Source organism: Micromonospora mangrovicola, assembly GCF_047200535.1.
Taxonomy (GTDB): domain Bacteria; phylum Actinomycetota; class Actinomycetes; order Mycobacteriales; family Micromonosporaceae; genus Micromonospora.
In genome coordinates, this window is the sequence record NZ_JBJZOG010000097.1 from 1 (window position 1) to 24,152 (window position 24,152).

Here is a 24,152-nt window from a genome sequence, read left to right on the forward strand (position 1 = left end):
TGGAACCGGACACCCCACCCACCACCGGGCAGACCACCACACCCGTCCGAGGCGTCACCAGGCTTGATCCACTCGACCTGACGCAAGTCGGGGGGTGCGGCATTCCGGTCACCCCGACACGCCGCGAACCGAGTCGATCAACCCTCGGGGCGGCCCCGGCGCGGGCAGGACAGCGCCTTCACGCCGACCGGGACCCCGGCGACCACGCCGCCCCTCCCGCAGCATGCCCAGGGGCCCTCGACCGGGGTTGCTCCCCTCGACATGCCACTCACCGCGGGCATCCCGCCCCACGGGCCGACAGCCCGACCTGCCGCAACCCGGGCCGATCACCGGATACGACGCTGCACCGGCCGCCCAGCCCGGGCCGGCCCCCGGCCGACCTCGCGCAGCCAACGCCAGGTGTCGTCGACCATCTCGGTCACCGGCCGGCAGGCCAGCCCTACCGCGTACGCCCGCTCGACGACCCGACCTGCCGCAATCGGGTCCCTCGCCGATCGGCTTCTGCCCACGGCAGATCCGCTTCCGGTGAACAAGGGCCAAGGACGCGGACGGCAGCGGGCAGGGTGGGGCGGATGAGGCTGTTGATGCTGGGCGGGACGGGATTCGTCGGTGGGGCCATCGTGCGGGAGGCGGTACGGCGCGGCTGGTCGGTGACGGTGTTCAACCGAGGGGTGCACGGGGAGGTGCCGGCGGGCGTACGCCGGTTGCGGGGTGACCGGACGGCGCCGGACGGGCTGTCGGCGCTCGCCAGCGGCGAATGGGATCTGGCGGTGGACACCTGGGACGGGGCGCCCCGCGCGGTGCGGGACGCGGCGCGCGCCCTCACCGGCGCGGTGCCGCACTACGTCTACGTCTCCAGCGGGTCGGTGTACGCCGAACCGGTGCCGTCCGGGGTGGGCGAGGAGGCGTCGACCGTCGAGGCCGAGGCGGACGCCGTCGACGGGGGCTATCCGCAGAACAAGGCAGGCGGGGAGCGGGCCGCGGTGGAGGTCTTCGGCGACCGGGCGCTGCTGGCCCGGGCCGGGCTGATCCTCGGTCCGGGGGAGGACATCGGCCGGTTGCCGTGGTGGCTGCACCGCATCGCCCGGGGTGGCGAGGTGCTCGCCCCCGGGCCGCGTGACCTGCCGTTGCAGTACATCGACGTCCGCGACCTGGCGAGCTGGCTGCTGGACCGGGGGAGCGATGGCGTCGCCGGGGCGTACAACGTGGTCGGTCGGACCGGGCACGCGACGATGGGCGAACTGCTCGACGCGGCGGTGGCGGCGACCGGGTCGGACGCGACGCTGCGCTGGACGGACCCGGAACCGATCCTGGCGGCCGGGGTGGAGCCCTGGAACGACCTGCCGCTCTGGATCCCGCGCGGGCACCCGTACCGCTGGTTGCAGGAGCGGGGCGTCGAGCGGGCGTACGCGGCGGGGCTGGTCTGCCGGCCGGTGACCGAGACGGTCGACGACACCTGGCGTTGGCTGCGCGAGGTCGGCGGGGTGCCGGCCCGGGCGGGGCGGCCGGCGCGGGCGGCGGTCGGCCTGGACCCGCGGCGAGAGGCGGCGTTGCTCGCCACCACCCCGAGTCGGTAGCTGGGTGAACCGGAGTGGCCTCCGTTGTGTACCCGGTGCTGGAATCTGCACCTCCGGCGAGACTGGCCACCGGTTTGAGAGACTTCCACGCGGCGATTCAGTCATGGCTGGTTCGCGCATCAAGCAGGAAAGCGCCGAGCTTGATCAGCGCAAAGCGTTGATCAAGCTCGGCGAGTGTTTCGGTGGCCGCCGGCCTGTGGGCGTTGACGGCGAGCTCAGTGAACGACCCGCTGGTCCGTTCCGACCGGCAGGTCGAGCACCTCGTTCACCGGCCGGCGTGGGGTGGCGGCGCCCGGCTGGCCGTACCCGATCCGCATGACCATCTGCGGGGTGCCGAACCGGCCCAGCGACAGTCGCAGCGCCTCCCGCGCCCCCGGCACCTCGATCGGCTGGGAGAGCATCGAGGCGGCCAGCCCGGTGTCGGTGGCGGTCAGCAGAACCCGCTGGAGGGCCTGCCCGGCGATGATCTGGTCGGTCGCGGTGTTCCCCGTCGACCCGAGCACGGCGACCAGCGGCTCCGGCTCGAAGTCCCGGCCCGGGGCCCGGTTGCGCCCGCCGAAGCCGCGCTGCGGCAGCAGGTCCTGCGGTTCGCTCTGCGGCCCACCCGAGGCGGCCGGCACCCCGTCCGAGGTTGGCTCGGCGCGGATCCAGCTGTTCCGCTCGGCCACGTACGCCGGGTCGCGTTCCAGCACCCGGTGGGCGCTGCGGGCGACCTCGGCGAACGCGTTGACGGCGCTGGTGCCGATCACCAGCTCCAGCCAGCACTGCTCGGCCCGGGCCGCCTCGCCGAGCCGCCAGCGGGCGTCGGCGGGGACCGGGTCGGGCCAGAACGGCGCCCGGTTGCTGAACCGGCGGCCGATGGCCGCGTGCAGGCTCTGCTCGGTGGGTGTGGGCGGGCGCGGCGCGTCCGGAACCAGCCGGGCCACCACGTCCGGCTCGGCCGGGTACGGACGCAGCCGGACCGTGGCCGGGGTGCCGGCGACGGCCAGCGACAGCCGCAGGTTGAACAGGGCCGCCCCGCAGGCGATCCGGGCGCCCCAGCCGCTCGGGTCGGTGGCGGGCAGCCGGCGCCGCGGGTCGACGGAGAGCTCGATCCCGCCGTCGCGCAGCCGGAACCGCCACGGCTGGCTGTTGTGCAGGGACGGCGCCCGGACCGCGTCACTGGCGGCGGCCCGCAGCTGCTCGACGGTGAAGCCCGTGGTCATGGTGCTGCTCCTTCCGTGTGGGCCGTGCCGCCCCCGGTTGGTGTACCTCCCACGGTGCGGCAACCCGGAGCGACGTGAGCAGGGTCGGAGGTCCCCATCTCGGCGGGCCCGTCTGCCCGGGTCGGCGCGTCGCGCTCGGGACCTTCGGCCCGTGCACGAGCGGGCGGCGAGAGGGTAGAAAGGACGGATGATCCGGGTGTTCCTGCTCGACGACCACGAGGTCGTCCGTCGTGGCCTTGCCGACCTGCTGACCGGCAGCGGCGACATCGAGGTGGTCGGTGAGTCCGGCTCCGCCCAGGAGGCGGCCCGGCGCATCCCGGCGCTCCGCCCCGACGTGGCGATCCTCGACGCCCGGCTGCCCGACGGCAACGGCATCGACGTGTGTCGGGACATCCGCGCCGTGGACTCGTCGATCAAGGGCCTGATCCTCACCTCGTACGAGGACGACGAGGCGCTCTTCGCCGCGATCATGGCCGGCGCCGCCGGGTACGTGCTCAAGCAGATCCGCGGCACCGACCTGGTGGACGCGGTCCGGCGGGTCGCGGCCGGGCAGTCCCTGCTCGATCCGGCGATCACCACCCGCGTGCTGGAGCGCATCCGCAGCGGTGTCGAGCAGCCGCGCGAGCTGAAGAGCCTCACCGAGCAGGAGCGGCGGATCCTGGAGTACGTGGCCGAGGGCCTCACCAACCGGGAGATCGCCGGCAAGATGTTCCTGGCCGAGAAGACCGTGAAGAACTACGTCTCCAGCGTGCTGGCGAAGCTCGGCCTGGAGCGGCGGACCCAGGCGGCGGTGCTCGCCACCCGGCTGCTCGGCAAGTCCCACTGAGGCGGCGGGTCAGGTCCACCCGCCCGGCCGTTCAGTCCCGCAGCGGCACGCTCCAGCGCAGCTCGGTCCCGTGCGGCTGCACCCGCTGGAGCTGGAAGTCGCCGCCGAGCAGCTCGGCCCGCTCGCGCAGGTTGACCAGGCCGCTGCGGGCCGCCTCCGGGTCGCAGCCCACCCCGTCGTCGGTGACCGTGACGGTCACCCAGCCGGCGTCGACCTTCACCTGCACCGCCACCCGGTCGGCCCCGGCGTGGCGTACCGCGTTGGAGAGCGCCTCGCGGAGCACGGCGGTGAGTTCGGGGCGGAGCGCGTCCGGGACGGCGCTGTCGATCGGGCCGACCAGCTCCAGGTCGGGCCGGTAGCCCAGCGACTCGGCGGCCACCTCGATGGCCTCGCGGATCTCGGTGCGCAGCGCGGCGCTCATCGGGGTGCGCAGCTCGAAGATGGTCCGGCGGATGTCCCGGATGGTGGCGTCCAGGTCGTCGACGGCCTGGTTGATCCGCTTGGCCGCCTCGGGGCGGGTGTTCATCGCCCCGCTCTGCAACTGCAGGCCGGTGGCGAAGAGCCGCTGGATCACCACGTCGTGCAGGTCGCGGGCGATCCGCTCGCGGTCCTCCAGGACCACCAGCAGCTCCCGCTCCTCCTGGCCGCGGGCCCGCTCCATGGCGAGCGCGGCCTGGCCGGCGAAGCTGCCCAGCAGCGCCACGTCGTCCTCGGCGGCCGGACCGTGGTCGGGCCGGTGCGCGATGACCAGGACACCGTGCAGGGTGTCCGCCGCGGCCAGCGGGGAGACCATCGCCGGCCCGGCGATCACCGGTGCCGGCCAGGGGGCGGCCTCGGCGAGGTTCTCCACCAGCTCGTGGCGGCGTTCGATGACCGAGGCGGCGAAGGTGGTCTCGTTGGCCGGTAGCACCGCGCCGACCAGCTGCCGGGTGGTCTCGTCGGCGCCGTCGACCACCTCGACGGTGAACTGGCTCTCGTCCTCGTCGTAGAGCAGCACCAGGGCCAGCTCGGCCTCGGCGACCTCCCGGGCCCGCCGGGCCACCAGGGTCAGCGCGTCGGTGCGGCGCACCTCGCCGAGCAGCACCGCGGTGATCTCGGCGGTGGCGGCGAGCCAGCGTTCCCGCCGGTGGGCCAGGGCGTAGAGGCGGGCGTTCTCGATCGCCACGCCGGCCGCCGCGGCCAGCGCCACGACGATCTCCTCGTCGTCCTCGGTGAACTCCGCCGCGCCCTGCTTCTCGGCGAGGTAGAGGTTGCCGAAGACGTGGTCGCGGATGCGTACCGGCACGCCGAGGAAGCTGTGCATCGGCGGATGGTTCGGCGGGAAACCGTACGACTTGGGGTGCTCGGTGATGTCCGGCATGCGCAGCGGCCGGGGATCGTCGATGAGCAGGCCGAGCACGCCGCGCCCGTGGGGCAGCTCGCCGATCTTCGCGTGCAGCTCGTCGCTGATGCCGTGGATGACGAAGTCGTGCAGCAGCCGGTCCGGGCCGATCACGCCGAGCGCGCCGTACCTCGCGCCGACCAGCTCGCACGCCGACTGCACGATCCGTTGCAGGGTGCTGCGCAGGTCGAGGTCGGAGCCGATGCCCACCACCGCGTCGAGGAGGGCCCGGAGCCGCTCCCGGCTGGTCACCACCTCGCCGACCCGGTCGAGCATCTCCTGGAGCAGCTCGTCGAGCCGGACCCGGGACAGCGGGCTCAGGCCCAGCGACGGGGTGACGTGCTCGTGCCGGGGATTTGGTGCGCTGGCCACCGGCCGATCTTATCGTCCAGTGGCCGGATCGGACGAGCCCCGTCACGTCAGGTAGTCGCGTACCGCCGAGGTGTCGACCGTCTTCGAGGTGTCCAGGCGTGGGGTGTGCGCCGGGCCGGCGTGCGTCGGGTCCGCGATGCCCAGCCGCATCGAGATGTACGGGTGGCCCAGGTCGGAGAGCATGTGCCGGAGCGCGTTGCGGGTGGCCTCGACCTCCACCACGCCGCTGAGCGGCACCAGGGAGACCCCGAGCCGGGTGGCGGTCAGCCAGGCGGCGGAGAGCGCCTCGCCCGCCCGCAGCCAGTTGTCCGGTTCGTCCTCGGTGCCCCAGAGGATGCCGTACGCGGCGGCCCGGTCGTGCCCGGGGCCCACCGGCAGGGTGCCGTGCCGGCCGAAGTCGCGCGCCGGGACCGTGGTCCGCGGCGTCTCCTGCGGCAGCACCTCCGGCGTGAGCCCGGTGCCGGTGCCGGCCCGGCTGGTCCAGTACGCCAGCTCCTCCTGCAACTGCGGTTCGTCGGCCTCGACCGCCGCCGCCTGCTGGGCCGCGCTGGCCAGCTGGATCTTCTGGGTGTCGTCCAGCATCTGGAGGTTCACCCCCTCCGCGGTGGCCGCCCGGTCGATCTCGGCGAGCGCGGCGTCGGGGACCGCCTCGTCGCTGACCGGCCGGCGGTCGGTGTGCCGGACCTGCATGCACTGCACCAGGCGCATCGCCTCCGGGTTCGCGCCGGTGTGCTGCATGCCGGTCAGCCGGGCCAGCAGGTCCGGCTGGGACGGGTCGGGCATCCGCTCCACCACCGGCGTCCAGCCCTCCGCGGCCAGCGCCACCCGGGCGTGGTGCAGCGCGGCGCCGCAGCTGATCGTCAGCAGTCGCCCCTCCGGGTCCATGGCGCTGAGCGGGCGGTCGGGGGCCATCCGCAGCTCCAGCCCTTCGGGCAGCACCGTCCAGCGCCACGGCTGCGTGTTGTGTACCGAGGGGGCGTGGCCGGCCATCCCGGCGGCCTCCGCGAGGGCGGTGGTCAGCGGGCGGTCCGTAGCCGGCGTCTCGTGGCTCATCGTCACGACCTTCCTGTTTCTCCCCATCGTGCCCCACACCGGGGCCGGCCGGGCGGGGTTGCCGCTCCATCCTCGGGCATCACCGGGTGGGTCGCATGTCCCGCCGGTCCGGCGCGCCCGGGCCCTTCGGCCCATCGGATTACCCGGGTTTGCCCTACCCGTCCCACTGGGCCGTTGAGACGATCCGCAGGTGGGAGCGGAACCGCGGGAGTGCGTACCCGAGCATCCGGTACGGCGGCGCCGGGCGAACTGGCTGCGGCGGCGCCAGCGCGGCGCGTCCGATGCCGCGCCGCGACCTGGCGTCGTCGAGTGGGCGCCGCTGACCCTGCTCACCCTGGCCGTCCTGGTCGGCGCGGGGCTCTGGTTCGCCGGGCTGCACGGGGCGGCCCAGCTGGTCTGGGCGGCGGTGACCCTGGTCGCGCTGGTGCCGGCCGTCTGGACGACCCTGCGGCAGCTCTGGCGCCGGCAGTTCGGGGTGGACGTCATCGCCGTGCTGGCCCTGGTCGGCGCGCTGCTGGTCCGCGAGTACCTGGCCGGCGCGGTGATCGCCGTGATGGTGGCCACCGGGCAGGCGCTGGAGAACTACGCCCAGCGCCGGGCCACCCGGGACCTGCGGGCGCTGCTGGAACGCGCGCCCCGGCAGGCCCGGCGGCGCACCCCGGACGGCGGGATCGAGGTCGTGCCGCTGGACCGGGTCGCGGTGGGGGACCGGCTGGTGGTCGGCCCCGGTGACGTGGTGCCGGTGGACGGCACCGTCGAGGAGGCGGCGACGCTGGACGAATCGGTGGTCACCGGTGAGTCGCAGCTGGTCAGCCGGGCCGCGGGCGAGCAGGTGGCCAGCGGTGTGGTCAACGCCGGCGCGGGCTTCGGGCTGCGGGCCCGGAAGAACGCGGCGGAGAGCACGTACGCCGGGATCGTCCGGCTGGCCGAGGAGGCCACCGCGCGCAAGGCCCCGATGGTCCGGCTGGCCGACCGGTACGCGGCTGCGTTCGTGCCGTTCACCCTGCTGCTGGCCGGCGCCGCGTGGCTGGTCACCGGCCAGTTCATCCGGGCGGTGGCGGTGCTGGTGGTGGCCACCCCGTGCCCGCTGCTGCTGGCCACTCCGATCGCCATCGTCTCCGGGCTGTCCCGGGTGGCCCGGCGCGGCGTGCTGGTCCGCGACGGCGGTTCGCTGGAGCTGCTGGGCCGGGCCCGCACGCTGTTGATGGACAAGACCGGCACGCTGACCGCCGGGCGCCCGCGCGCCGCCGAGACGGTGGTCGCGCCCGGCGGTGACCGGGACGAGGTGCTGCGGCTGGCCGCCTCCGTCGAGCAGCTCTCCCCGCACGTGCTGGCCGCCGCGCTGGTCCGGCAGGCCCGCGCGCAGGGGCTCCCGCTGGCCGAGCCGACCGATGTCACGGAGGAGCCGGGGCGCGGGGTCACCGGCCGGGTGGACGGCCGGCTGGTCCGGGTCGGCCAGCTCCCCGGCGAGCCGCCCGAGTGGGCCCACCGGGCCCGCGAGCGCGCTGAGCTGGCCGGCCGCTCCACGGTCTGGGTGAGCGACGATCGCGGCCCGCTCGGCGCCATCCTGCTCGAGGATCCGGTCCGACCCGACGCCCGGCGCACGGTGCGGCGGCTGCGCGAGGCCGGGCTGAGCCGCCTGGTGATGGTCACCGGGGACCGCCCGCGAACCGCCCGGCAGGTGGCGCAGACCGTCGGCGTGGACGACGTCTGGGCGCAGTGCTCGCCGCGGGAGAAGGTCGACCGGGTGCGGGAGGAGTCGGGGCGGGCGGTCACCGTGATGGTCGGCGACGGGGTCAACGACGCCCCGGCGCTGGCCGCGGCGCACGTCGGGGTGGCGATGGGCGCGACCGGGGCGACGGCCTCCGCCGACGTGGCCGACGCGGTGCTCACCGTGGACCGGCTGGACCGGCTCGCCGACGCCGTCGAGATCGCCCGGTACGCGCGCCGCATCGCGGTGCAGAGCGCCAGCGTCGGCATGGGCCTCGCCGTGGTGGCGATGGTGGTCGCCGCCGCCGGCGGGCTGCCGCCGGTGGCCGGCGCCTTCCTCCAGGAGGGCATCGACGTGCTGGTGATCCTCAACGCGCTGCGGGCCCTCGGGGGCGGCCTGCGCCGCCGGGACGTCCCGCCGGAGACCCGGGCCCTCCTCGACCGGTACGCCGGCGAGCACGGCGGGGTGCGCGACGTGCTGGACCGGCTGCGGGACATCGCCGACCTCGTGGCGACCCGTCCGGAGGCGGTGGAGTGCGTGCCGGCCCTGCGGGACGTGCACCGCCGGCTGGTCGACGAGGTGCTGCCGCACGAGGCGGCCGAGGAACGGCAGCTCTACCCGGCCCTGGCCGGCCCGCTCGGCAGCGACGAGGCGACCTCGACGATGAGCCGCGGGCACGTGGAGATCAGCCGGCTGGTGGACCGGATCGGCGGGCACCTGGCCCAGCACCCGGAGGGGAGGCTGCGCCGCGACGAGGTCCCGGACCTGCTCGCGGCCCTGTACGGCCTGGACGCGGTGCTGCGCCTGCACCTCGCCCAGGAAGAGGAGGACTACTTCTCGCTCAACCCGGAGGAGGGGCAGGCGGCTTCCGGGCGGTGAGCCGCGACGTCCGTCAGGCGGGCGGCGCGGGCAGGCGCAGGAGCGGCCAGGCCGGGTCGGGCCGGAAGTCGATGTGGGTGCCGTCGAACGGGTACGCGCCCGCCTCGATCAACTCGACGAGCCGTTCGCCCTCCCGGCGTACGGCGGCGGCGGTGGCCCGGTCGAGGTACAGCGGGTGGCCGATCCGGGCCTCGAACTCGTCGGTGTCCTTCCACTCCCACCGGCGCTCGGGGCTGACCACGATGTCGAGGAGTTGGTCGCTGGTGTCCACCCCGTCCGGCCGGCGCGTGCAGGGCGTCTCGAGGTTGACGTACCAGCCGGCGAAGTCGCCGTCGCGGAAGAACCACCAGACGGAGTGGGCCGCCGCGGGCGGCATCAGCACCAGGATGTCGTACTCCGTCCAGGTCTGCACTGTCAGCCGCGGTTCGCGCATCCGGTCGATGGTGACGTCGTGCTGGGTTCTGCCGTCGGCGTCGACGAGTCGGGCGACGTCGCTGCCGACGGGGTGCCAGAGCAGCAGACCCCGGTCGTCGTCGGCGAGGACCCGCATCGGTTGTGCCCACGTGCACCGGTCGCCCCGGCGGTACCTGCGGGTGATGACCTGGCCCGGGGTGAAGATCATCGCTGCAGCGTAGCGGGGAAGGGGTGCCGGCGGGTGCCGGCGCGGGTCCCGGTCGGGTGTCGCGTGCCCGCCTCCCGCCGGCACGAAGACCGCCGAGCGGTATGCCTCCGCGGCACAGATGTGCCGCGGAGGCATCGCTGGCAGGTGATGTCCCTGGCACTGGCGTAACCGAGCGTCACCAGGGCCGGGCGGGTTCAGCGTTCCCGGACCACCGCCACCGGGCAGTGTGCGTGGTGGATGAGCTGCTGGCTCACCGAGCCGAGCAGCATGCCGCGCAGGCCGCCCCGTCCCCGGGTGCCGACCACCACGAGCTGGGCCGCCCGGCTCGCCTCGACCAGCAGCGCGGCCGGGTTGCCCGGGGTCACCTCGATCTCGACCGGGACATCGGGGAAGCTCTCCCGCCACCGGGCGAGGTCCGCCTCGACGGCCGCCCGTTCGGTGGCGGCGGCCTCCTCCGGGTCGAGGCCCGGCGGCTCCCAGACCCGCAGCGCCCGCAGCGGCACGCCCCGCTGCGCGGCCCGCTCGACGGCGAAGCCGAGCGCCAGAAGCGACGTCTCGGAGCCGTCCACGCCGACCACGACCGGGCCCGACGTGGCGGGCTGCCCGTCCCGGACCACCACCACGGGGCAGTGGGCGTGGGCGGTGACGGAGACCGCGGTGGAGCCGGCGAGCAGGCCGCCGAAGCCGCCGTGCCCCCGGCTGCCCAGCACCAGCATCCCCACCTCCGCGGAGCGCTCCTGCAACACCAGGGCGGGCGGGCCGTCGAAGACCTCACCCTGCACGCTCAGGCCGGGCCGCTCGGCGGCGGCGTCCGCCGCCGCCTTGCGGACCAGCTCCTCGACCTGCCGGCGCGCGGTCTCGTCCGGCCAGATGCCCGGCGCGACCCCGGGACCGATCCAGCCGGCCACGGTCAGCCACTCGAAGACGTACGCCAGCCGCACCGGCCGACCCGAGCGACCCGCCTCGTCCAGCGCCCAGTCCAACGCCACACCCGCGTCGGCGGAGCCGTCGTAACCGACCAGGATCTCGTCGTAGCTCACTGCCCGCTCCGCAGGCCCTGCTCGGTCTCCCGGATCCACCGCCACTCGGCGACCCGGGGGTCGTCCTCGCCGTAGCGACGGGTGTAGTCGCGGCAGGACTGGCGGGTGTCCACCATCTCCTGGCGGAGGTGGGCGGCGCGCGCGGCCAACCCGGGCACCCGGTCGATGACGTCGATGACCAGGTGGAAACGGTCCAGGTCGTTGAGCATCACCATGTCGAACGGGGTGGTGGTGGTGCCCTCCTCCTTGTAGCCGCGCACGTGCAGGTTGTCGTGGTTGGTACGCCGGTAGGTGAGCCGGTGGATCAGCCACGGGTAGCCGTGGTAGGCGAAGATGACCGGCTTGTCGCGGGTGAAGATGGTGTCGAACTCGTTGTCCGGCAGGCCGTGCGGGTGCTCCGACGGCGGCTGCAGGCGCATCAGGTCGACCACGTTGACCACCCGGACCTTCAGCTCGGGCAGGTGCTGGCGGAGCAGGTCCGCCGCGGCCAGGGTCTCCAGCGTCGGCACGTCGCCGGCGCAGGCGAGCACCACGTCCGGCTCGCTGCCGTCGTCGCTGCTGGCCCAGTCCCAGATGCCCAGGCCACGGCGGGCATGCTGGATCGCCTCGTCCATGGTCAGCCAGTTCGGCGCCGGCTGCTTACCGGCCACCACCACGTTGATGTAGTGCCGGCTGCGCAGGCAGTGGTCCATGGTGGAGAGCAGCGTGTTGCCGTCCGGCGGCAGGTAGACCCGGACCACCTCGGCCTTCTTGTTCATCACGTGGTCGATGAAGCCGGGGTCCTGATGCGAGAAGCCGTTGTGGTCCTGCCGCCAGACGTGGCTGGAGAGCAGATAGTTCAGCGACGCCACCGGCTCGCGCCAGGGGATGTGCCGGGTCACCTTCAGCCACTTGGCGTGCTGGTTGACCATCGAGTCGACGATGTGAATGAACGCCTCGTAGCTGGTGAAGATGCCGTGCCGGCCGGTCAGCAGGTAGCCCTCCAGCCAGCCCTGGCACAGGTGCTCGGAGAGCACCTCCATCACCCGGCCGTCGGGGGAGAGGTGGTCGTCGCCGGGGACCCGGTTGCCGACGAACGCACGGTCGGTGACCTCGAAGGCGGCGCCGAGCCGGTTCGAGGCGACCTCGTCGGGCCCGAAGAGGCGGAAGGTCTGCGGGTTGCGGGCGATCACGTCGCGTACCCACGGGCCCAGCGCGCCGGTCGCGCCGGCCATCGGCTCGCCCGGCCGCTTCACCTCCACGGCGTAGTCGCGGAAGTCGGGCAGGTCCAGGTCGCGCAGCAGCCGGCCGCCGTTGGCCACCGGGTTGGCGCTCATCCGCCGGTCGCCCTTCGGCGGCAGGGACGCCAGCTCGGCGACCGGGGCGCCGGTGGCGTCGAAGAGCTCCTCGGGCCGGTAGCTGCGCAGCCAACGCTCCAACTCGGCAAGGTGGGCGGGGTTGTCGCGTACCGCGGCGATGGGCACCTGGTGGGCGCGGAAGGTGCCCTCGACCGGCTTGCCGTCGACCTCCTTCGGCCCGGTCCAACCCTTCGGCGTACGGAGAATGATCATGGGCCAGCGGGGGCGCTCCACCTCGCCGCCCGAGCGGGCCAGCCGCTGGATCTCGGCGATCTCCTCGACCGCCCGGTCCAGCGTCGCGGCGAGCAGCTGGTGCACCCGCGCCGGGTCGTCGCCCTCGACGACGTACGGCTGGTAGCCGTAGCCGCGCATCAGGTCGAGCAGGTCCTCGGCGGGGATCCGGTCGAGCACCGTCGGGTTGGCGATCTTGTAGCCGTTGAGGTGCAGGATGGGCAGCACGGCCCCGTCCCGGGCCGGGTTGAGGAAGACGTTGGACAGCCAACTGCCCGCGAGCGGCCCGGTCTCCGCCTCGCCGTCGCCGATCACGCAGGCCACCAGCAGGTCCGGGTTGTCGAACGCGGCACCGTAAGCGTGGCTCAGCGCGTACCCCAGCTCGCCGCCCTCGTGGATCGAACCGGGCACCTCCGGCGCGACGTGGCTGGGGATGCCGCCGGGGAAGGAGAACTGCCGGAACAGCCGTTGCATGCCGGTCTCGTCCCGGGGGACGTGGTGGTGCAGCTCGCTGTACGTGCCCTCCAGCCAGGTGTTGCCCACCAGGGCGGGGCCGCCGTGCCCCGGGCCGGTGACGAAGATGGCGGACAGGTCCCGGCCGACGATGACCCGGTTGAGGTGCGCGTAGATGAGGTTGAGGCCGGGGCTGGTGCCCCAGTGCCCCAGCAGGCGCGGCTTGACGTGTTCGGGCTTGAGCGGCTCGCGGAGCAGCGGGTTGTCGAGCAGGTAGATCTGCCCGACGGTGAGGTAGTTGGCCGCTCGCCAGTAGGCGTCAAGCCGGCGCAGCTCGTCTTCGGTCAGTGGGCCGTGCAGGTCGAGAGCGGTGTCCATGCTGCATTAGCCTCTCGCGGCTCGGGGTCTTCTGCCACCCGGAAGGCGGGGTTCCGCCGGGCAGGTCCAGCCTCGTCGATCGGGCCGGAATTGATCAGGGTCGTTGGTCCCTGGAGCCGTGGGCGTCACGACCCGTTCTCGCGTTCCGGGTCGAGCCCCCGCACGACGATCAACGGGGCCGGCGAGTGGTAGAGCAGGGACTGGCTGACCTCGCCGAGCATGCCCCGCAACGGCTCGTCGCCCCGCGCCCCGACCAGGGCCAGCTGTGCCGAGCGGGACTGTTCGACCAGGACGGTGGTCGGGTCCCCGCGGACGGTGTGGCACTCGGTGGCGACCGTCGGGTGCCGGGGGCCGTAGCGGGCCACCGCCTCGTCGAGCAGGTGATCGTCGCCGTCGTGCTGGGGGTTGACGACCCGGATGGCGAGCAGCCGGGCGGCGCGCCGTTCGGCGCAGTCGAAGGCGTAGCCGAGTGCGGCCCGGCCGCTCGTCGATCCGTCGAAGCCGACCAGCAGTGGCCCCTGCGGCGGTGGCGCCGCCCGGCCGACCAGGACGGGGCAGCCGGCCCGGGCGGCGAGCTGCACCGCGGGCGCGTCGGCCGGTACGCAGGACCGGCAGTCGGCCATGCCGCCGTCACCGAGCGCCACCAGGAACGCGGAGTCGGAGGCCCGGATCAGCGCCTCGACCGGTGAGCCCTCGGCGATCTCGCCACTGACCGGCACGGTCGGCTCGGCGGCGGAAGCCACCTGCTCGGCCTGGTTCAGCAGGGCCTCGGCCGCCTCGCGCGGCGCGCCGACGGTGGGCTCCTCCAGGGCCGCCGCCCAGTTGAAGGCGTGCAGCAGGTGCAGCGGACGGCCGTGGGCGGCGGCCTCGCCGGCGGCCGTGCGGACCACCTGCAGGTCCTCCTCCGACCGGCCGACGCCGACCACCACCGCGCCGTGGGGTGCGGCCATCCCGCTCACCTCCCGACGGCGCTCTCCGAATCCACGGTAGTCAGGAGGTGGCCCGGCTCGGGTCGGGTCGGCGGAACTGGACCGGGTTTGCCGTGCCGAGGCCGTGCGGCCGTCAGCGGGGAGCGGGGACCGTCGGGTGGACGCGGAGGATCGCCGCGGTGGCGTTGTCGTCGCCGCCCTCGGCGAGGGTGGCGGCGAGCAGGGCCTCGGCGGTGCGGGCCGGGTCCCGCCGCGCGGCCAGCAGGTCCCGCAACCGGTGGTAGCCGAGCTGGTCGCTCACCCCGTCGGTGCAGAGCAGCCAGGTGTCGCCGGTACGCAGCGGGACGGACAGCACATCCGGTTCCGGCTTGTCCGGGTGGCCGACGTAGCGCAGCAGCTGGTACCGCGCCCGGGCCGCCTCCGGGGAGTCCGCCGGCCACCAGCCGTGTGTCACTCCCAGCCAGGCCATGGTGTGGTCGACGGTGATCAGCTCCAGCAGCCCGTCCCGCAGCCGGTACGCCCGTGAGTCGCCCAGCTGCACCAGCCAACCCCGGCCGCCCTCGGGCTCCGCGACCAGCGCCGTCAGGGTGCACCCGGTGAGCCCGGGAACGGCCGCCCCGGCCCGGCGTACCCGGAGTTGGGTCTCCGCCGTCGCGGCGTGCAGCTCGGCGGCGCCGACGGTGGGCCAGCCGGCGCGGACCTGGTCGACGAAGGTGCTCAGGGCGGTGGCGCCGGCGATCCGGCTGCCCTCGCCGTCGCCCATCCCGTCGGCGACCGCCGCGAGCGGCAGCTCCGGGTCGAGGTGCAGCACGTCGAAGTTCTCCGGGTAGCGGTGCCCCACCACGCTGCCGCCGGCGAGCTCCAGGGTGAGCCGTCCGACTGTCAGCCGGCGGGCGGCCTCGACGGGTCGATCCGGGGGGCGGCGGCGGAACACCAGCGGACCGTAGCACCGGTACGGGATGCCGTCCGGCGCGTCGGCGTTCGTGTCTTCTGTCAACCGGAGTTGACAGAAGCGCGGTGTCAACCTATGTTGACAGCATGAGTCACGCGACGGAACTCGCGGCGGCCGCCGGCAGCACCGACCCGAAGGTCGGGCTCCGGGCCGTGCTCGCCCTGCGCCGGCTGCTTGAGCGACTCGAGGTGGTCCAGGTGGACAACGCCCGACGGCAGGGCTGGTCCTGGCAGGAGATCGCCGACGCGCTCGAGGTCAGCCGGCAGGCGGTCCACAAGAAGCACGCCGGGCGACCGGCGGTCCGAGAAAGCTGGGAGGCGTGATGTTCGAACGGTTCACCGACCGGGCCCGGGCCGTGGTCCGGCACGCGGTCGACGAGGCCCGCGCCGAGGGCCGGCGTCCGGTGGGCACCGAGCACCTGCTGCTCGGCGTGCTCGCCGACGGCGACAACCTGGCCGTCCGGGTGCTCTCGGGCGGCGGCATCCGGGCCGAGGAGTTGCGTGCCGCCGTGGCCCGGCACACCGCCGGCGGCGTCGACGGCCTCGGCGAGGCGGACGCCGCCGCGCTGCGCGAGATCGGCATCGACCTCGCCGCGATAGTCGCGCGGATCGAGGAGTCGTTCGGCCCCGACGCGCTGCGCGAGGCGCCGCCCGCCCCGCGCCGCTGGTGGGGCGGCCGCCGCCGACCCGACGACGGCCGGTTCTCGCCGAGGGCGAAGAAGGTGCTGGAGCTGTCCCTGCGCGAGGCGATCCGGCTGCGGCACCAGCACATCGGCACCGAGCACATCCTGCTCGGACTGCTCCGGGAGGGCAACGGCCTGGCCGCGCTGGTGCTCACCGAGGCCGGTGCCGATCTCGACGACCTGCGCCGGCGGGTGGAGGCGGCGCTGCGTACGGCGGCCTGACCCGGGCCCCGCTTCCCGGCGCCGCCCGCGTCCAAACCTGTTTGCGGTTCTCGCAACGTCGGTCTCCGTCGGCTCGCTGACCCGCCGGAGTTGCTGCACACTTGCGCCGTGGACGGTGGACATGACAAGCGCCCGGTGACCGCGGACAACCCCGCGCCGCGCTCGGCGGTGGTGGTCAACCCCGCGAAGGTGACCGATCTCGACGACTTCCGCCGGATCGTGAACGGCGCGCTCGACGCCGCCGGCTGGCCCGAGCCGACCTGGTACGAGACCACCGTCGAGGACCCGGGCCGGGGGCAGGCCGAGGCCGCCGTGACCGCCGGCGCCGAGGTGGTCCTCGCCTGCGGCGGCGACGGCACCGTGATGGCCTGCGTCACCGCGCTCGCCGGCACCGACGTCGCGCTCGCCGTGCTGCCGCAGGGCACCGGCAACCTGCTCGCCGCCAACCTCGGCCTCTCCAACGAACTGGCCGGCGGGCTGGAGGTCGCCGTCGAGCGGGGCATGCGCCGGCTCGACGTCGGCGTCGTCGGCGACCAGTGCTTCGCGGTGATGGCCGGGATGGGCTTCGACGCCCAGATGCTCGACTCGACCTCGGAGACGACCAAGAAGCGGATCGGCTGGCCCGCGTACATCATGGGGGCCGCGCGGCACCTGCGGGACCGGCCGATGCGGGTGTCGATCCGGATCGACGGCGGGCCGCCGCTGCGTCGCCGGGCCCGCTCCGTCCTGGTCGCCAACGTCGGCCGCCTTCAGGGCGGCGTGCGCCTGCTCACCGACGCCGAACCGGACGACGGCTGGTTCGACGTGGCGGTGCTCACCCCGCGTACGCTCGGACACTGGCTGTCGATGGGCTGGGCGTTGATCCGTCGCCGGCGCCGGGTGCCCCGGATGGAGGTGTTCCGGGGCCGCGAGGTGGAGATCACCAGCAACCGGGCCCAGCCCCGGCAGCTCGACGGCGACCTGATCGAGCCCGGCCGGTCGCTCAAGGCCGAGATCCGGCCCGGCTCGCTCTGGCTCTGCGTGCCGCGACCCGAGCGCCACCCCGACCTGTCGGTGGACGCCGACGCGGCGGCCGAGCGTGGCGAACGGCTCGTCGAGGAGGCCCGCCGTGAGTAGCACCAAAATGGTCCCCGAGACCCGGCTGATGGCGCAGGAGGAGCTCTCCGCCGACCACGCCTGGCGCACCCTGCGCCGGCACGGCGGCTGGTGCCTGCTCCGCGACGCCTTCGTCCGGTTCCGCTACGGCGACGGCTTCAGCCACTCCCGGGCGCTCGCGCTTCAGCTCTGTCTGGCCGTGGTGCCGTTCCTGATCGCGCTCACCGGTCTGATCACCGATCTCGGGGCGGACGAGGGCGGCAAGGTGGTCGCCGACACCGTGCTGGCGCTCACCCCCGGCCAGAGCGAGTCCGTGGTGCAGCAGCTGCTCGCCGACGGTGAGCACACCGAGCAGACCGGCGAGCTGGCGCTGACCCTCGGTCTGATCACCGGGTTGGTCGCGCTCACCACCGTGATGGCCCAGATCGAGCGGGGCGCCAACCGGATCTACGGCGTGGAACGGGACCGGCCGGCGCTGGCCAAGTATCTGCGCGCCGCTGTCCTCGCCGTGGTCGCCGGCGTGCCCGCGCTCACCGGGTTCCTGATCCTGGTCGGCGGCCGGGCGATGGGGAACTCGGTGCAGCGGCACTACGAGTGGGGTGGCTTCGCCAGCGCCGCCTGGGACGTCGTCCGCTGGCCGCTCAGCCTCGGCCTGACCGTGCTGGCGGTGGCGGCGCTGTTCCGGCACGCGCCCCGGCGCAAGCAGCCCGGCCTCTCCTGGCTCTTCTTCGGCGCCGGCATCGCCACCGCGCTCTGGTGGCTGGCCAGCCTGCTGCTCGCCGCGTACGTCAAGTACAGCGGCGGGTTCGGGCAGACCTACGGCGCGCTGACCGGGATGATGGCCCTGCTGCTCTGGGCCAACCTGACCGGGATGGCGCTCTTCGGCGGACTGGCCTTCGCCGCCCAGTTGGAGGCGATGCGGATCGGTGTGGAGGAGCCCGCCCAGCCCGACCTCTGGGAGCCGGAGGCCGAGCGGGAGGAGCTGCTCGACACCGGCGAAATGACCGCCCTGTGACGACCTGGCAGCGCCCGCGTGTACGCGATGCCGGAATCGGGTACAGCGCGCCTCGCAGATGACAAGGGAGGTGCTGAGGTGACCGCGGTCAAGGAGGCGGCCCGCCGGCCACTCGGCCATTTCGCCGAGCGGAGCGTCGCGGGGCTGGTCGCCGTCGCCGGGGCGGGCGTCGGGTTCGGCGTGCTGCTCATGCTCGTCCGGTTCCACTGGGGGCCGCTCTACCACGCCGACCACGAGGCGGCCGAGTGGTTCAACCACCTCGTGGCCCCGCACAGGCCCGTGGTCACCGTACTTAAGGCGATCACCGACCTGGGGGGCCGGCCGGTGCTGATCTGGCTGGTCAGCATCGCGGTGATCAGCCTGCTCATCCGCCGCCAGCCCCGGCTGGCGGCGTACCTGATCGTCACCGGGGTCGGCGGCCTGATCCTCGACCCGTCGCTCAAGGCGCTGGTCGGTCGGCTGCGCCCGGTGGTGGACGTGCCGATCAGCCACGCCCCGGGCAACAGCTTCCCGAGCGGGCACGCCCTCGGCTCGATCGTCGCGTACGGGGCGCTGCTGCTGGTCTTCCTGCCGGCCATGCGGCCGCGCTGGCGCAAGCCGGCCATCGCGATCGTCGCCGTGCTGGTCTTCCTGATCGGGCTGACCCGGATCGCGTTGGGCGTGCACTTCGTCTCCGACGTGCTGGGCGGCTGGCTGCTCGGCGCGCTCTGGCTCGGCGTCACCGCGTACGCCTTCCGGCTCTGGCGTCGGGAGCGCGGCCGGCCGGTGCCGCCGATCAGCGAGGGCCTGGAGCCGGAGGCGGGGGAGGAGATCAAGCCCGCGCCGGCCGAGGAGCGCCTGCTGGAGCACCCGCGCTCGTCCGTCGCCGAGCTGCTGGTCGGCTGGGTGATCGTCTTCGGCGCGCTCTACGGCTTCGGCATGTACGTCAGCTACCACGCCAAGGGCACCTTCTTCGACACCCTCGACACCGAGGTCCCGCAGTGGTTCGCCGCTCGGCGTACCGACCAGCTCACGGAGCTGAGCTGGTGGTGGAGCAAGTTCGGCGACACCCACGCGATCCTGTTCGTCTCGTTGATCTTCTGCCCGCTGGTGCTGGCGATCTGGAAGCGCTGGCGGCCGGTGCTCTTCGTGGCGCTGGCGATGTTCGGCGAGCTGAGCCTCTTCCTCGCCAGCGCCCGGGTGGTCGAGCGGCCCCGCCCGCCGGTGCAGAACCTGGACGGGCACATGCCCACCTCGTCCTTCCCCTCCGGGCACATCGCGGCGACCATCTGCCTGTGGAGCGCGATCGCGGTCATCGTGTTCGTCCGTACCGACCGCTGGTGGCGATGGCTCTTCGTGGCGATGGCCGTGATCATGCCGATCGGGGTGGCCACCTCCCGGATTTACCGGGGCATGCACCACCCGACCGACTTCATGGGCGCGATCCTGCTCGCCGCGCTGTGGATCCCCCTGCTCTACTGGGTGGTCCGCCCCAACGAGGACGTGCGGCGGGGCAACCAGCCGGCCATCGAGTCGGAGCAGGTGCACGAGCTGGACGACGAGCTGGCCAAGGCCGGCCGGGAGGGCTGACCGGGCGCCGATGCTGCGGGTGATGACCTGGAACGTCCGCACCGGTGGGCGGGACCGCGACGGGACCGACCGGTGGGACCGGATCGTCGCGGTCGTCGCCGCCCAGCGCCCGGACGTGCTGGCCCTGCAGGAGCTGCGCGGGCTGGACCGGGGCGGGCGGATGACGGAGCTGGCGGGCCGGGTGGGGATGGTGCCCCACCTGGCCCGGTCCTGTTTCGGGCAGCCGGTGGCGGTGCTGGTCCGCGCGCCGCTGCGGGTGCTCCGGTCGGGCCGGGTACGTCGCCCGTTCCACCACGCCGCCGTCCGGGTCGAGGTGGCCACGGCCGAAGGTCCGCTGACCGTGTTCAGCACCCACCTCGACCCCTATTCGGGCGGGCGGCGGCGGATGGAGGCGGACTGGCTGGCGGTGACCCTCCGGCGCACCGGGGGCCGGTTGGCCCTGCTCGCCGGGGACCTGAACACCCTCGAACCGGCGGTCGACCACGACGCCCGGCTGGCCGGCCTCGCCGAGCTCTACCGGCGGCGGCATCTGCGCCGCGACGGCCGTACCGTCGACACCCGCGCGGTGGCCCGGCTGCTCGACGCCGGCCTGGTCGACCTGTGGCCGTACACGGGTGGGGCCGAACCGGACGGGTTGACCGTGCCGACCCGGCACGGCGGGGCCGAGTTCGCCGCGATGCGACTGGACTACCTGCTGGCCACCCCGGAGCTGGCCGCGCTGACCCGAGCTGTCCGGGTGGTTCGCGACGGCGGGACGGACACCGCCTCGGACCACTACCCGGTGCTCGCCGAGCTGGCGATGACCCCGGCCTGACCGGGTGGCGTCGGCGCCGGGCCGGCCGGCGCCGTCGCGTGGCGTGGTCGGCGCCGGGGCACGAAGCCTCGGGATTCCGCAGTGGGCGGTCTCCCGGCCCAACGACACCGCGACATGCCGCAAACCGAGCCGATCATCGGCCCCGGCGGGCGGATCTCACCTCCGCAGCGCGGGCGCCAGCAGGGTGCGGATCGCGTCGGCGACCTGCAGGGGCGCGGTGGTGGCGACGTTGTGCGCGGCGCCCGGCACGGTGGCCGTGCGGCCGTCGGCGACCAGCCGGGCCGCCTGATCCCGCCAGCGCACCGGGGCGATCGGGTCCCGGGACCCGGTCAGCACCAGCGTCGGGGCGGCGACCCGCACCAGGTCGGCCTCGACCGCGTTGCGCACCGAATGGGACAGGGCCGGCAGGACCCGCCAAGGCCGGGCGGCCCACACGTCCCGCAGCAGGATCGGCGCCTGGAGGCGGGCCTCCCGCAGGGCGTCCACCAGCCAGCGGCCGAGCTGACCCCGGCGGGCGCGGGCGGCCGGGTCGCCGGTCGGGCCGGCCAGCACCAGGGCGCGGACCAGACCGGGTCGGCGGGCGGCCAGCGCGGCGGCCACCTCCGCCCCGAACGAGTGCCCGACCAGGCAGACCCGGCCCAGGTGGTACGCGTCCAACCAGGCCGCCAGGTGCGCGGCGTGCCGGGGCACGTCGTACGCGGTGCCGGGGTGTTCGGTCAGCCCGAAGCCGGGCAGGTCGGGCGCGTACACCGGATGGGTGGGGGAGAGGGCGACGGCCAGCGGGGTGAGGTAGCGGTGCGAGAGGGCGAGCCCGTGCACCAGCACCACGGCCGGCGCGCCGCCGCCCGGATCAGCCGACCGGCGGGTGTGTGTCCGCAGCCCGTCGACCAGCCGGAACTCGCTGGTCAGGCCGGCCGCGGGTCGGGGCGCCGCCAGCGCGAGGCGCAGGTCCGCCGGCCCGAAGCGTCCCGGCGGCGAGGGCCGCGGACCGCGGCCGGGCGCCGCCGGTCGCGTCGGCCGGAGCGTCACAGCTCGCGGAGCCGGGGCAGCAGCTGCTCCTGCGCCCAGTCCAGGAACATCGGCTGCCGGTCGCCGCCGATCTGCACGAGTGCCACGTGGGTGAACCCGGCGTCGACGAACTTCTTGAACGCCTCGACGTGCTGGTCCACGTCCGGCCCGCAGGGGATGTTCTGCGCCACGTCGTCCTCCCGCACGAACTGGGTGGCCGCGTCGAACGCGTGCGGGTCGGGCAGGTCGGCGTTGACCTTCCAGCCCAGGCCGAACCAGCGGAACTGGTCCAGCGCGAGCTTGCGGCACTCCGCCTCGTCCGGGCCGTAGCAGACGGCCACCTGGGCGTAGCGGGGGCGGCCCGCCCCGCCGGCCTCCTCGTACATCTCGACCAGGTGGGGCAGCGGGTCGGTGGCGATGAGCGCGTCGGCGTACTCGGCGGCGAGGGTGGCCGACTGCCGGCCGGAGGCGGCGACGGCCATCGGCACCGGCCGGTCCGGCCGGTCCCAGAGGTACGCGTCGGGGACGTCGAAGTGGTTGCCGGAGAAGGTCAGTGTCTCGCCGCGCAGCAGGGGCCGGATGATCTGGAGCGCCTCCTCGAACATCTCGTGCCGTTGCTGCACGTGTGGCCAGCCGCCGACCACGTGCTCGTTGAGGTTCTCCCCGGCGCCCAGGCCGAGGGTGAATCGGCCGTCCGAGAGCACCCCGACGGTGCTGGCCTTCTGCGCCACCACGGCCGGGTGGTAGCGGCGGATCGGGCAGGTCACGAAGGAGAGCAGCTCGGCCCGGCTGGTGGCGTGGGCGACCGCCCCGAGGACCGACCAGGCGTACGGGGAGTGCCCCTGGCTCTCCAGCCAGGGGTTGTAGTGGTCGGACATCACCAGGTGGTCGAAGCCGGCGGCCTCGGCGCGGACGGCGTGGTCGACCAGCTGCTTCGGGCCGCTCTGTTCGCACATGAGGGTGTAGCCGACGTTGACCATGGCGCTCTCCTTCCGGGCGGATCGTCACCGGATACCCCGGCCCAGGGGGGTCAACCCTGGTGTCCGCTTCCGAGCTGCGGGACGTCTTGACGGCGGCGGGGATGGTGCCTACAGTCCCGCCTTAACCGGTTCAGACCGGGCGGCGCACCATCCTGTGGTGGGGATGACCGCCCCTGTGGCGGCCCGTGGCAAACGGGCCGCCACAGGACGCCGCCCCGGCGAATCGATGAACTTAACCGGTTGCCTTCCGAATCCCATCGCCATACGCTGATGCCTGCGTCCGCCGGGAGTCGGGCGGTGGCTGCCGGGCTCAGCCGCCGTCACCTCGTCACCACCACCGCACCCCCGCCTGGGCAGGGGGACCTCTCCCTGAGGACAGCCATGAAGAAGTTGCTCTCCGTCGCGGGCGCCGCCCTGCTGACGGTCCTCGCCGCCGTGTTCGCCCTCGGGCAGCCGGCGCACGCCGCCGCCGGCTTCTCCGTGTCGAACGGCCGGCTCTACGACGCCAACGGCAGCGAGTTCGTCATGCGTGGGGTCAACCACGCGCACACCTGGTACCCGCAGCAGACCAGCTCGTTCGCCAACATCAAGGCGCTCGGCGCCAACACCGTACGGGTGGTGCTGGCCAGCGGCGACCGCTGGGCCAGGAACGACACCGCCGACGTCGCCAACGTCATCTCGCTCTGCAAGGCCAGCCGGCTGATCTGCGTCCTCGAGGTGCACGACACCACCGGCTACGGCGAGCAGAGCGGCGCCATCACTCTGGACCGGGCGGTGGACTACTGGCTGAGCATCGCCGGCGCACTGCAGGGCCAGGAGAAGTACGTCATCGTCAACATCGGCAACGAGCCGTACGGCAACCAGGGCTACGGCACCTGGGCCACCGACACCGCCAACGCCATCAAGCGGCTGCGCGCGGGTGGCCTCACCCACACGATCATGGTGGACGGTCCGAACTGGGGCCAGGACTGGTCCTTCACCATGCGGGACAACGCGGGCACGGTCTTCAACGCCGACCCGCAGAAGAACACCGTCTTCTCCATCCACATGTACGGCGTCTTCGACACCGCCGCGGAGATCACCGACTACCTGGGCCGGTTCCGCAGCGCCGGACTGCCCATCGTGGTCGGTGAGTTCGGCTTCAATCACTCCGACGGCAACCCGGACGAGGACACCATCATGGCCTACAGCCAGGCCAACGGGATCGGCTACCTCGGCTGGTCCTGGAGCGGCAACGGCGGCGGCGTCGAGTACCTCGACATGACCACCAACTTCGACCCGAACCAGCTGACCAGCTGGGGCCAGCGGATCTTCAACGGCGCCAACGGAATCAAGGCCACCGCCACGGAGGCCTCGGTCTACGCCGGCCCCTCGCCGAGCCCGACCACCAGCCCGAGCCCGACGAACAGCCCGAGCCCCACCACCAGCCCGAGCCCGACGATCTCGCCGACCACCCCGCCGCCCAGCGGGGGCTGCACCGCCAGCTACACGATCGTCAACTCGTGGCAGGGCGGCTTCCAGGGTGCGGTGAAGGTGACCGCCGGATCGGCCGCCATCAACGGCTGGTCGACGAGGTGGACGTTCGCCAACGGCCAGACGATCACCCAGTCGTGGAACGCCACGATCAGTAACAGCGGGTCGACCTACACCGCCCGCAACATGGACTACAACGGCCGGCTCGGCGCGGGGGCCAGCACCACCTTCGGCTTCCTCGGCAGCTGGAACGGCACCAACGCGATCCCCGCGGTGACCTGCACCGCGAGCTGATCGCCGCCGGTGGGGGGGGGGGGGGGGGGGGGGGGGGGAAGGGAAAGAGGGGGG

At 73.9% G+C, this 24,152-nt stretch carries 20 protein-coding genes and 2 pseudogenes; 11 read left to right on the plus strand and 11 right to left on the minus strand.

The window, feature by feature from the left end:
- Positions 1-326: 326 nt before the first annotated feature.
- Entirely contained in the window at positions 327-509 is a 183-nt protein-coding gene (locus ACL02O_RS27505) for a hypothetical protein (RefSeq protein ID WP_412821068.1), read from the minus strand.
- A 63-nt stretch (positions 510-572) separates the two neighbouring features.
- On the opposite strand from ACL02O_RS27505, the gene ACL02O_RS27510 reads away from it, so the two are divergent.
- Positions 573-1,577 carry an NAD-dependent epimerase/dehydratase family protein gene (locus ACL02O_RS27510; RefSeq protein ID WP_412821069.1) on the plus strand — a complete coding sequence of 335 codons (1,005 nt, stop codon included), beginning with the start codon at positions 573-575 and terminating at the stop codon, positions 1,575-1,577.
- Positions 1,578-1,792: 215 nt separating this feature from the next.
- Here ACL02O_RS27510 and ACL02O_RS27515 read toward each other — a convergent pair whose 3' ends face one another.
- The gene (locus tag ACL02O_RS27515) at positions 1,793-2,782 is read right to left on the minus strand and encodes an Acg family FMN-binding oxidoreductase (RefSeq protein WP_412821070.1); all 990 of its coding nucleotides are present in this window, start codon (positions 2,780-2,782) and stop codon (positions 1,793-1,795) included.
- Between the two features lie 187 nt (positions 2,783-2,969).
- Between ACL02O_RS27515 and ACL02O_RS27520 the strand changes: the two genes are divergently transcribed.
- Entirely contained in the window at positions 2,970-3,608 is a 639-nt protein-coding gene (locus ACL02O_RS27520) for a response regulator (RefSeq protein ID WP_412821071.1), read from the plus strand.
- 31 nt (positions 3,609-3,639) lie between these two features.
- Here ACL02O_RS27520 and ACL02O_RS27525 read toward each other — a convergent pair whose 3' ends face one another.
- The gene (locus ACL02O_RS27525) at positions 3,640-5,310 is read right to left on the minus strand and encodes a sensor histidine kinase (RefSeq protein ID WP_412821085.1); all 1,671 of its coding nucleotides are present in this window, start codon (positions 5,308-5,310) and stop codon (positions 3,640-3,642) included.
- Between the two features lie 93 nt (positions 5,311-5,403).
- The gene (locus ACL02O_RS27530; RefSeq protein WP_412821072.1) at positions 5,404-6,414 is read right to left on the minus strand and encodes an Acg family FMN-binding oxidoreductase; all 1,011 of its coding nucleotides are present in this window, start codon (positions 6,412-6,414) and stop codon (positions 5,404-5,406) included.
- A gap of 253 nt (positions 6,415-6,667) precedes the next feature.
- Here ACL02O_RS27530 and ACL02O_RS27535 point away from each other — a divergent pair, with 253 nt between their 5' ends.
- On the plus strand, positions 6,668-9,004 hold the full coding sequence (locus tag ACL02O_RS27535; RefSeq protein ID WP_412821086.1) for a heavy metal translocating P-type ATPase: 2,337 nt from the start codon (positions 6,668-6,670) through the stop codon (positions 9,002-9,004).
- A gap of 13 nt (positions 9,005-9,017) precedes the next feature.
- Here the strand turns inward: ACL02O_RS27535 and ACL02O_RS27540 are convergent, their stop codons facing one another.
- From ACL02O_RS27540 to ACL02O_RS27560, 5 genes are all read right to left on the minus strand, one after another.
- Positions 9,018-9,626, minus strand: a complete 609-nt coding sequence (locus ACL02O_RS27540; protein ID WP_412821073.1) for a ribonuclease FAU-1 family protein — start codon at positions 9,624-9,626, stop codon at positions 9,018-9,020.
- A 194-nt stretch (positions 9,627-9,820) separates the two neighbouring features.
- Complete coding sequence (locus ACL02O_RS27545; protein ID WP_412821074.1) at positions 9,821-10,666, minus strand: universal stress protein; 846 nt, start codon at positions 10,664-10,666, stop codon at positions 9,821-9,823.
- Entirely contained in the window at positions 10,663-13,065 is a 2,403-nt protein-coding gene (locus tag ACL02O_RS27550; RefSeq protein ID WP_412821075.1) for a phosphoketolase family protein, read from the minus strand. The genes ACL02O_RS27545 and ACL02O_RS27550 overlap by 4 nt, the downstream gene beginning before the upstream one ends.
- A gap of 125 nt (positions 13,066-13,190) precedes the next feature.
- Positions 13,191-14,015, minus strand: a complete 825-nt coding sequence (locus tag ACL02O_RS27555; protein WP_412821076.1) for a universal stress protein — start codon at positions 14,013-14,015, stop codon at positions 13,191-13,193.
- Between the two features lie 112 nt (positions 14,016-14,127).
- Positions 14,128-14,991, minus strand: a complete 864-nt coding sequence (locus ACL02O_RS27560) for a PP2C family protein-serine/threonine phosphatase (RefSeq protein WP_412821077.1) — start codon at positions 14,989-14,991, stop codon at positions 14,128-14,130.
- A 41-nt stretch (positions 14,992-15,032) separates the two neighbouring features.
- Between ACL02O_RS27560 and ACL02O_RS27565 the strand changes: the two genes are divergently transcribed.
- The 7 genes and pseudogenes from ACL02O_RS27565 to ACL02O_RS27590 all read left to right on the plus strand — a co-directional run bounded on the left by ACL02O_RS27565 (position 15,033) and on the right by ACL02O_RS27590 (position 20,343).
- The gene (locus ACL02O_RS27565) at positions 15,033-15,269 is read left to right on the plus strand and encodes an HTH domain-containing protein (RefSeq protein WP_091067797.1); all 237 of its coding nucleotides are present in this window, start codon (positions 15,033-15,035) and stop codon (positions 15,267-15,269) included.
- A pseudogene (locus ACL02O_RS34560) lies at positions 15,269-15,451 on the plus strand (Clp protease N-terminal domain-containing protein); the annotation flags it as partial. The gene ACL02O_RS27565 and the pseudogene ACL02O_RS34560, both read left to right, overlap by 1 nt.
- 195 nt (positions 15,452-15,646) lie before the next feature.
- Positions 15,647-15,823 (plus strand): annotated as a pseudogene (locus ACL02O_RS34565) (Clp protease N-terminal domain-containing protein); the annotation flags it as partial.
- Positions 15,824-15,958: 135 nt separating this feature from the next.
- Complete coding sequence (locus ACL02O_RS27575) at positions 15,959-16,966, plus strand: diacylglycerol/lipid kinase family protein (RefSeq protein WP_412821078.1); 1,008 nt, start codon at positions 15,959-15,961, stop codon at positions 16,964-16,966.
- Entirely contained in the window at positions 16,959-17,960 is a 1,002-nt protein-coding gene (locus ACL02O_RS27580; protein WP_412821079.1) for a YihY/virulence factor BrkB family protein, read from the plus strand. Before ACL02O_RS27575 ends, ACL02O_RS27580 begins: the two co-directional genes overlap by 8 nt.
- Before the next feature lie 78 nt (positions 17,961-18,038).
- Positions 18,039-19,529, plus strand: coding sequence for a phosphatase PAP2 family protein (locus ACL02O_RS27585; RefSeq protein WP_412821080.1), 1,491 nt, complete (start codon positions 18,039-18,041; stop codon positions 19,527-19,529).
- A gap of 10 nt (positions 19,530-19,539) precedes the next feature.
- Complete coding sequence (locus tag ACL02O_RS27590) at positions 19,540-20,343, plus strand: endonuclease/exonuclease/phosphatase family protein (protein ID WP_412821081.1); 804 nt, start codon at positions 19,540-19,542, stop codon at positions 20,341-20,343.
- 156 nt (positions 20,344-20,499) lie between these two features.
- Here the strand turns inward: ACL02O_RS27590 and ACL02O_RS27595 are convergent, their stop codons facing one another.
- Positions 20,500-21,372, minus strand: coding sequence for an alpha/beta fold hydrolase (locus ACL02O_RS27595; protein ID WP_412821082.1), 873 nt, complete (start codon positions 21,370-21,372; stop codon positions 20,500-20,502).
- The gene (locus ACL02O_RS27600; RefSeq protein ID WP_412821083.1) at positions 21,369-22,331 is read right to left on the minus strand and encodes a TIGR03557 family F420-dependent LLM class oxidoreductase; all 963 of its coding nucleotides are present in this window, start codon (positions 22,329-22,331) and stop codon (positions 21,369-21,371) included. The genes ACL02O_RS27595 and ACL02O_RS27600 overlap by 4 nt, the downstream gene beginning before the upstream one ends.
- A gap of 381 nt (positions 22,332-22,712) precedes the next feature.
- On the opposite strand from ACL02O_RS27600, the gene ACL02O_RS27605 reads away from it, so the two are divergent.
- Entirely contained in the window at positions 22,713-24,098 is a 1,386-nt protein-coding gene (locus tag ACL02O_RS27605) for a cellulase family glycosylhydrolase (protein ID WP_412821084.1), read from the plus strand.
- Positions 24,099-24,152: the final 54 nt, after the last annotated feature.

What these genes read in the sequence shown, in the direction of transcription:
- ACL02O_RS27510 (WP_412821069.1), top strand. Translation starts at nt 573, where the DNA reads ATGAGGCTGTTGATGCTGGGCGGGACGGGATTCGTCGGTGGGGCCATC.
- ACL02O_RS27515 (WP_412821070.1), bottom strand. Translation starts at nt 2,782, where the DNA reads ATGACCACGGGCTTCACCGTCGAGCAGCTGCGGGCCGCCGCCAGTGAC.
- ACL02O_RS27520 (WP_412821071.1), top strand. Translation starts at nt 2,970, where the DNA reads ATGATCCGGGTGTTCCTGCTCGACGACCACGAGGTCGTCCGTCGTGGC.
- ACL02O_RS27530 (WP_412821072.1), bottom strand. Translation starts at nt 6,414, where the DNA reads ATGAGCCACGAGACGCCGGCTACGGACCGCCCGCTGACCACCGCCCTC.
- ACL02O_RS27540 (WP_412821073.1), bottom strand. Translation starts at nt 9,626, where the DNA reads ATGATCTTCACCCCGGGCCAGGTCATCACCCGCAGGTACCGCCGGGGC.
- ACL02O_RS27550 (WP_412821075.1), bottom strand. Translation starts at nt 13,065, where the DNA reads ATGGACACCGCTCTCGACCTGCACGGCCCACTGACCGAAGACGAGCTG.
- ACL02O_RS27555 (WP_412821076.1), bottom strand. Translation starts at nt 14,015, where the DNA reads ATGGCCGCACCCCACGGCGCGGTGGTGGTCGGCGTCGGCCGGTCGGAG.
- ACL02O_RS27565 (WP_091067797.1), top strand. Translation starts at nt 15,033, where the DNA reads ATGAGTCACGCGACGGAACTCGCGGCGGCCGCCGGCAGCACCGACCCG.
- ACL02O_RS27590 (WP_412821081.1), top strand. Translation starts at nt 19,540, where the DNA reads ATGCTGCGGGTGATGACCTGGAACGTCCGCACCGGTGGGCGGGACCGC.
- ACL02O_RS27600 (WP_412821083.1), bottom strand. Translation starts at nt 22,331, where the DNA reads ATGGTCAACGTCGGCTACACCCTCATGTGCGAACAGAGCGGCCCGAAG.
- ACL02O_RS27605 (WP_412821084.1), top strand. Translation starts at nt 22,713, where the DNA reads ATGAAGAAGTTGCTCTCCGTCGCGGGCGCCGCCCTGCTGACGGTCCTC.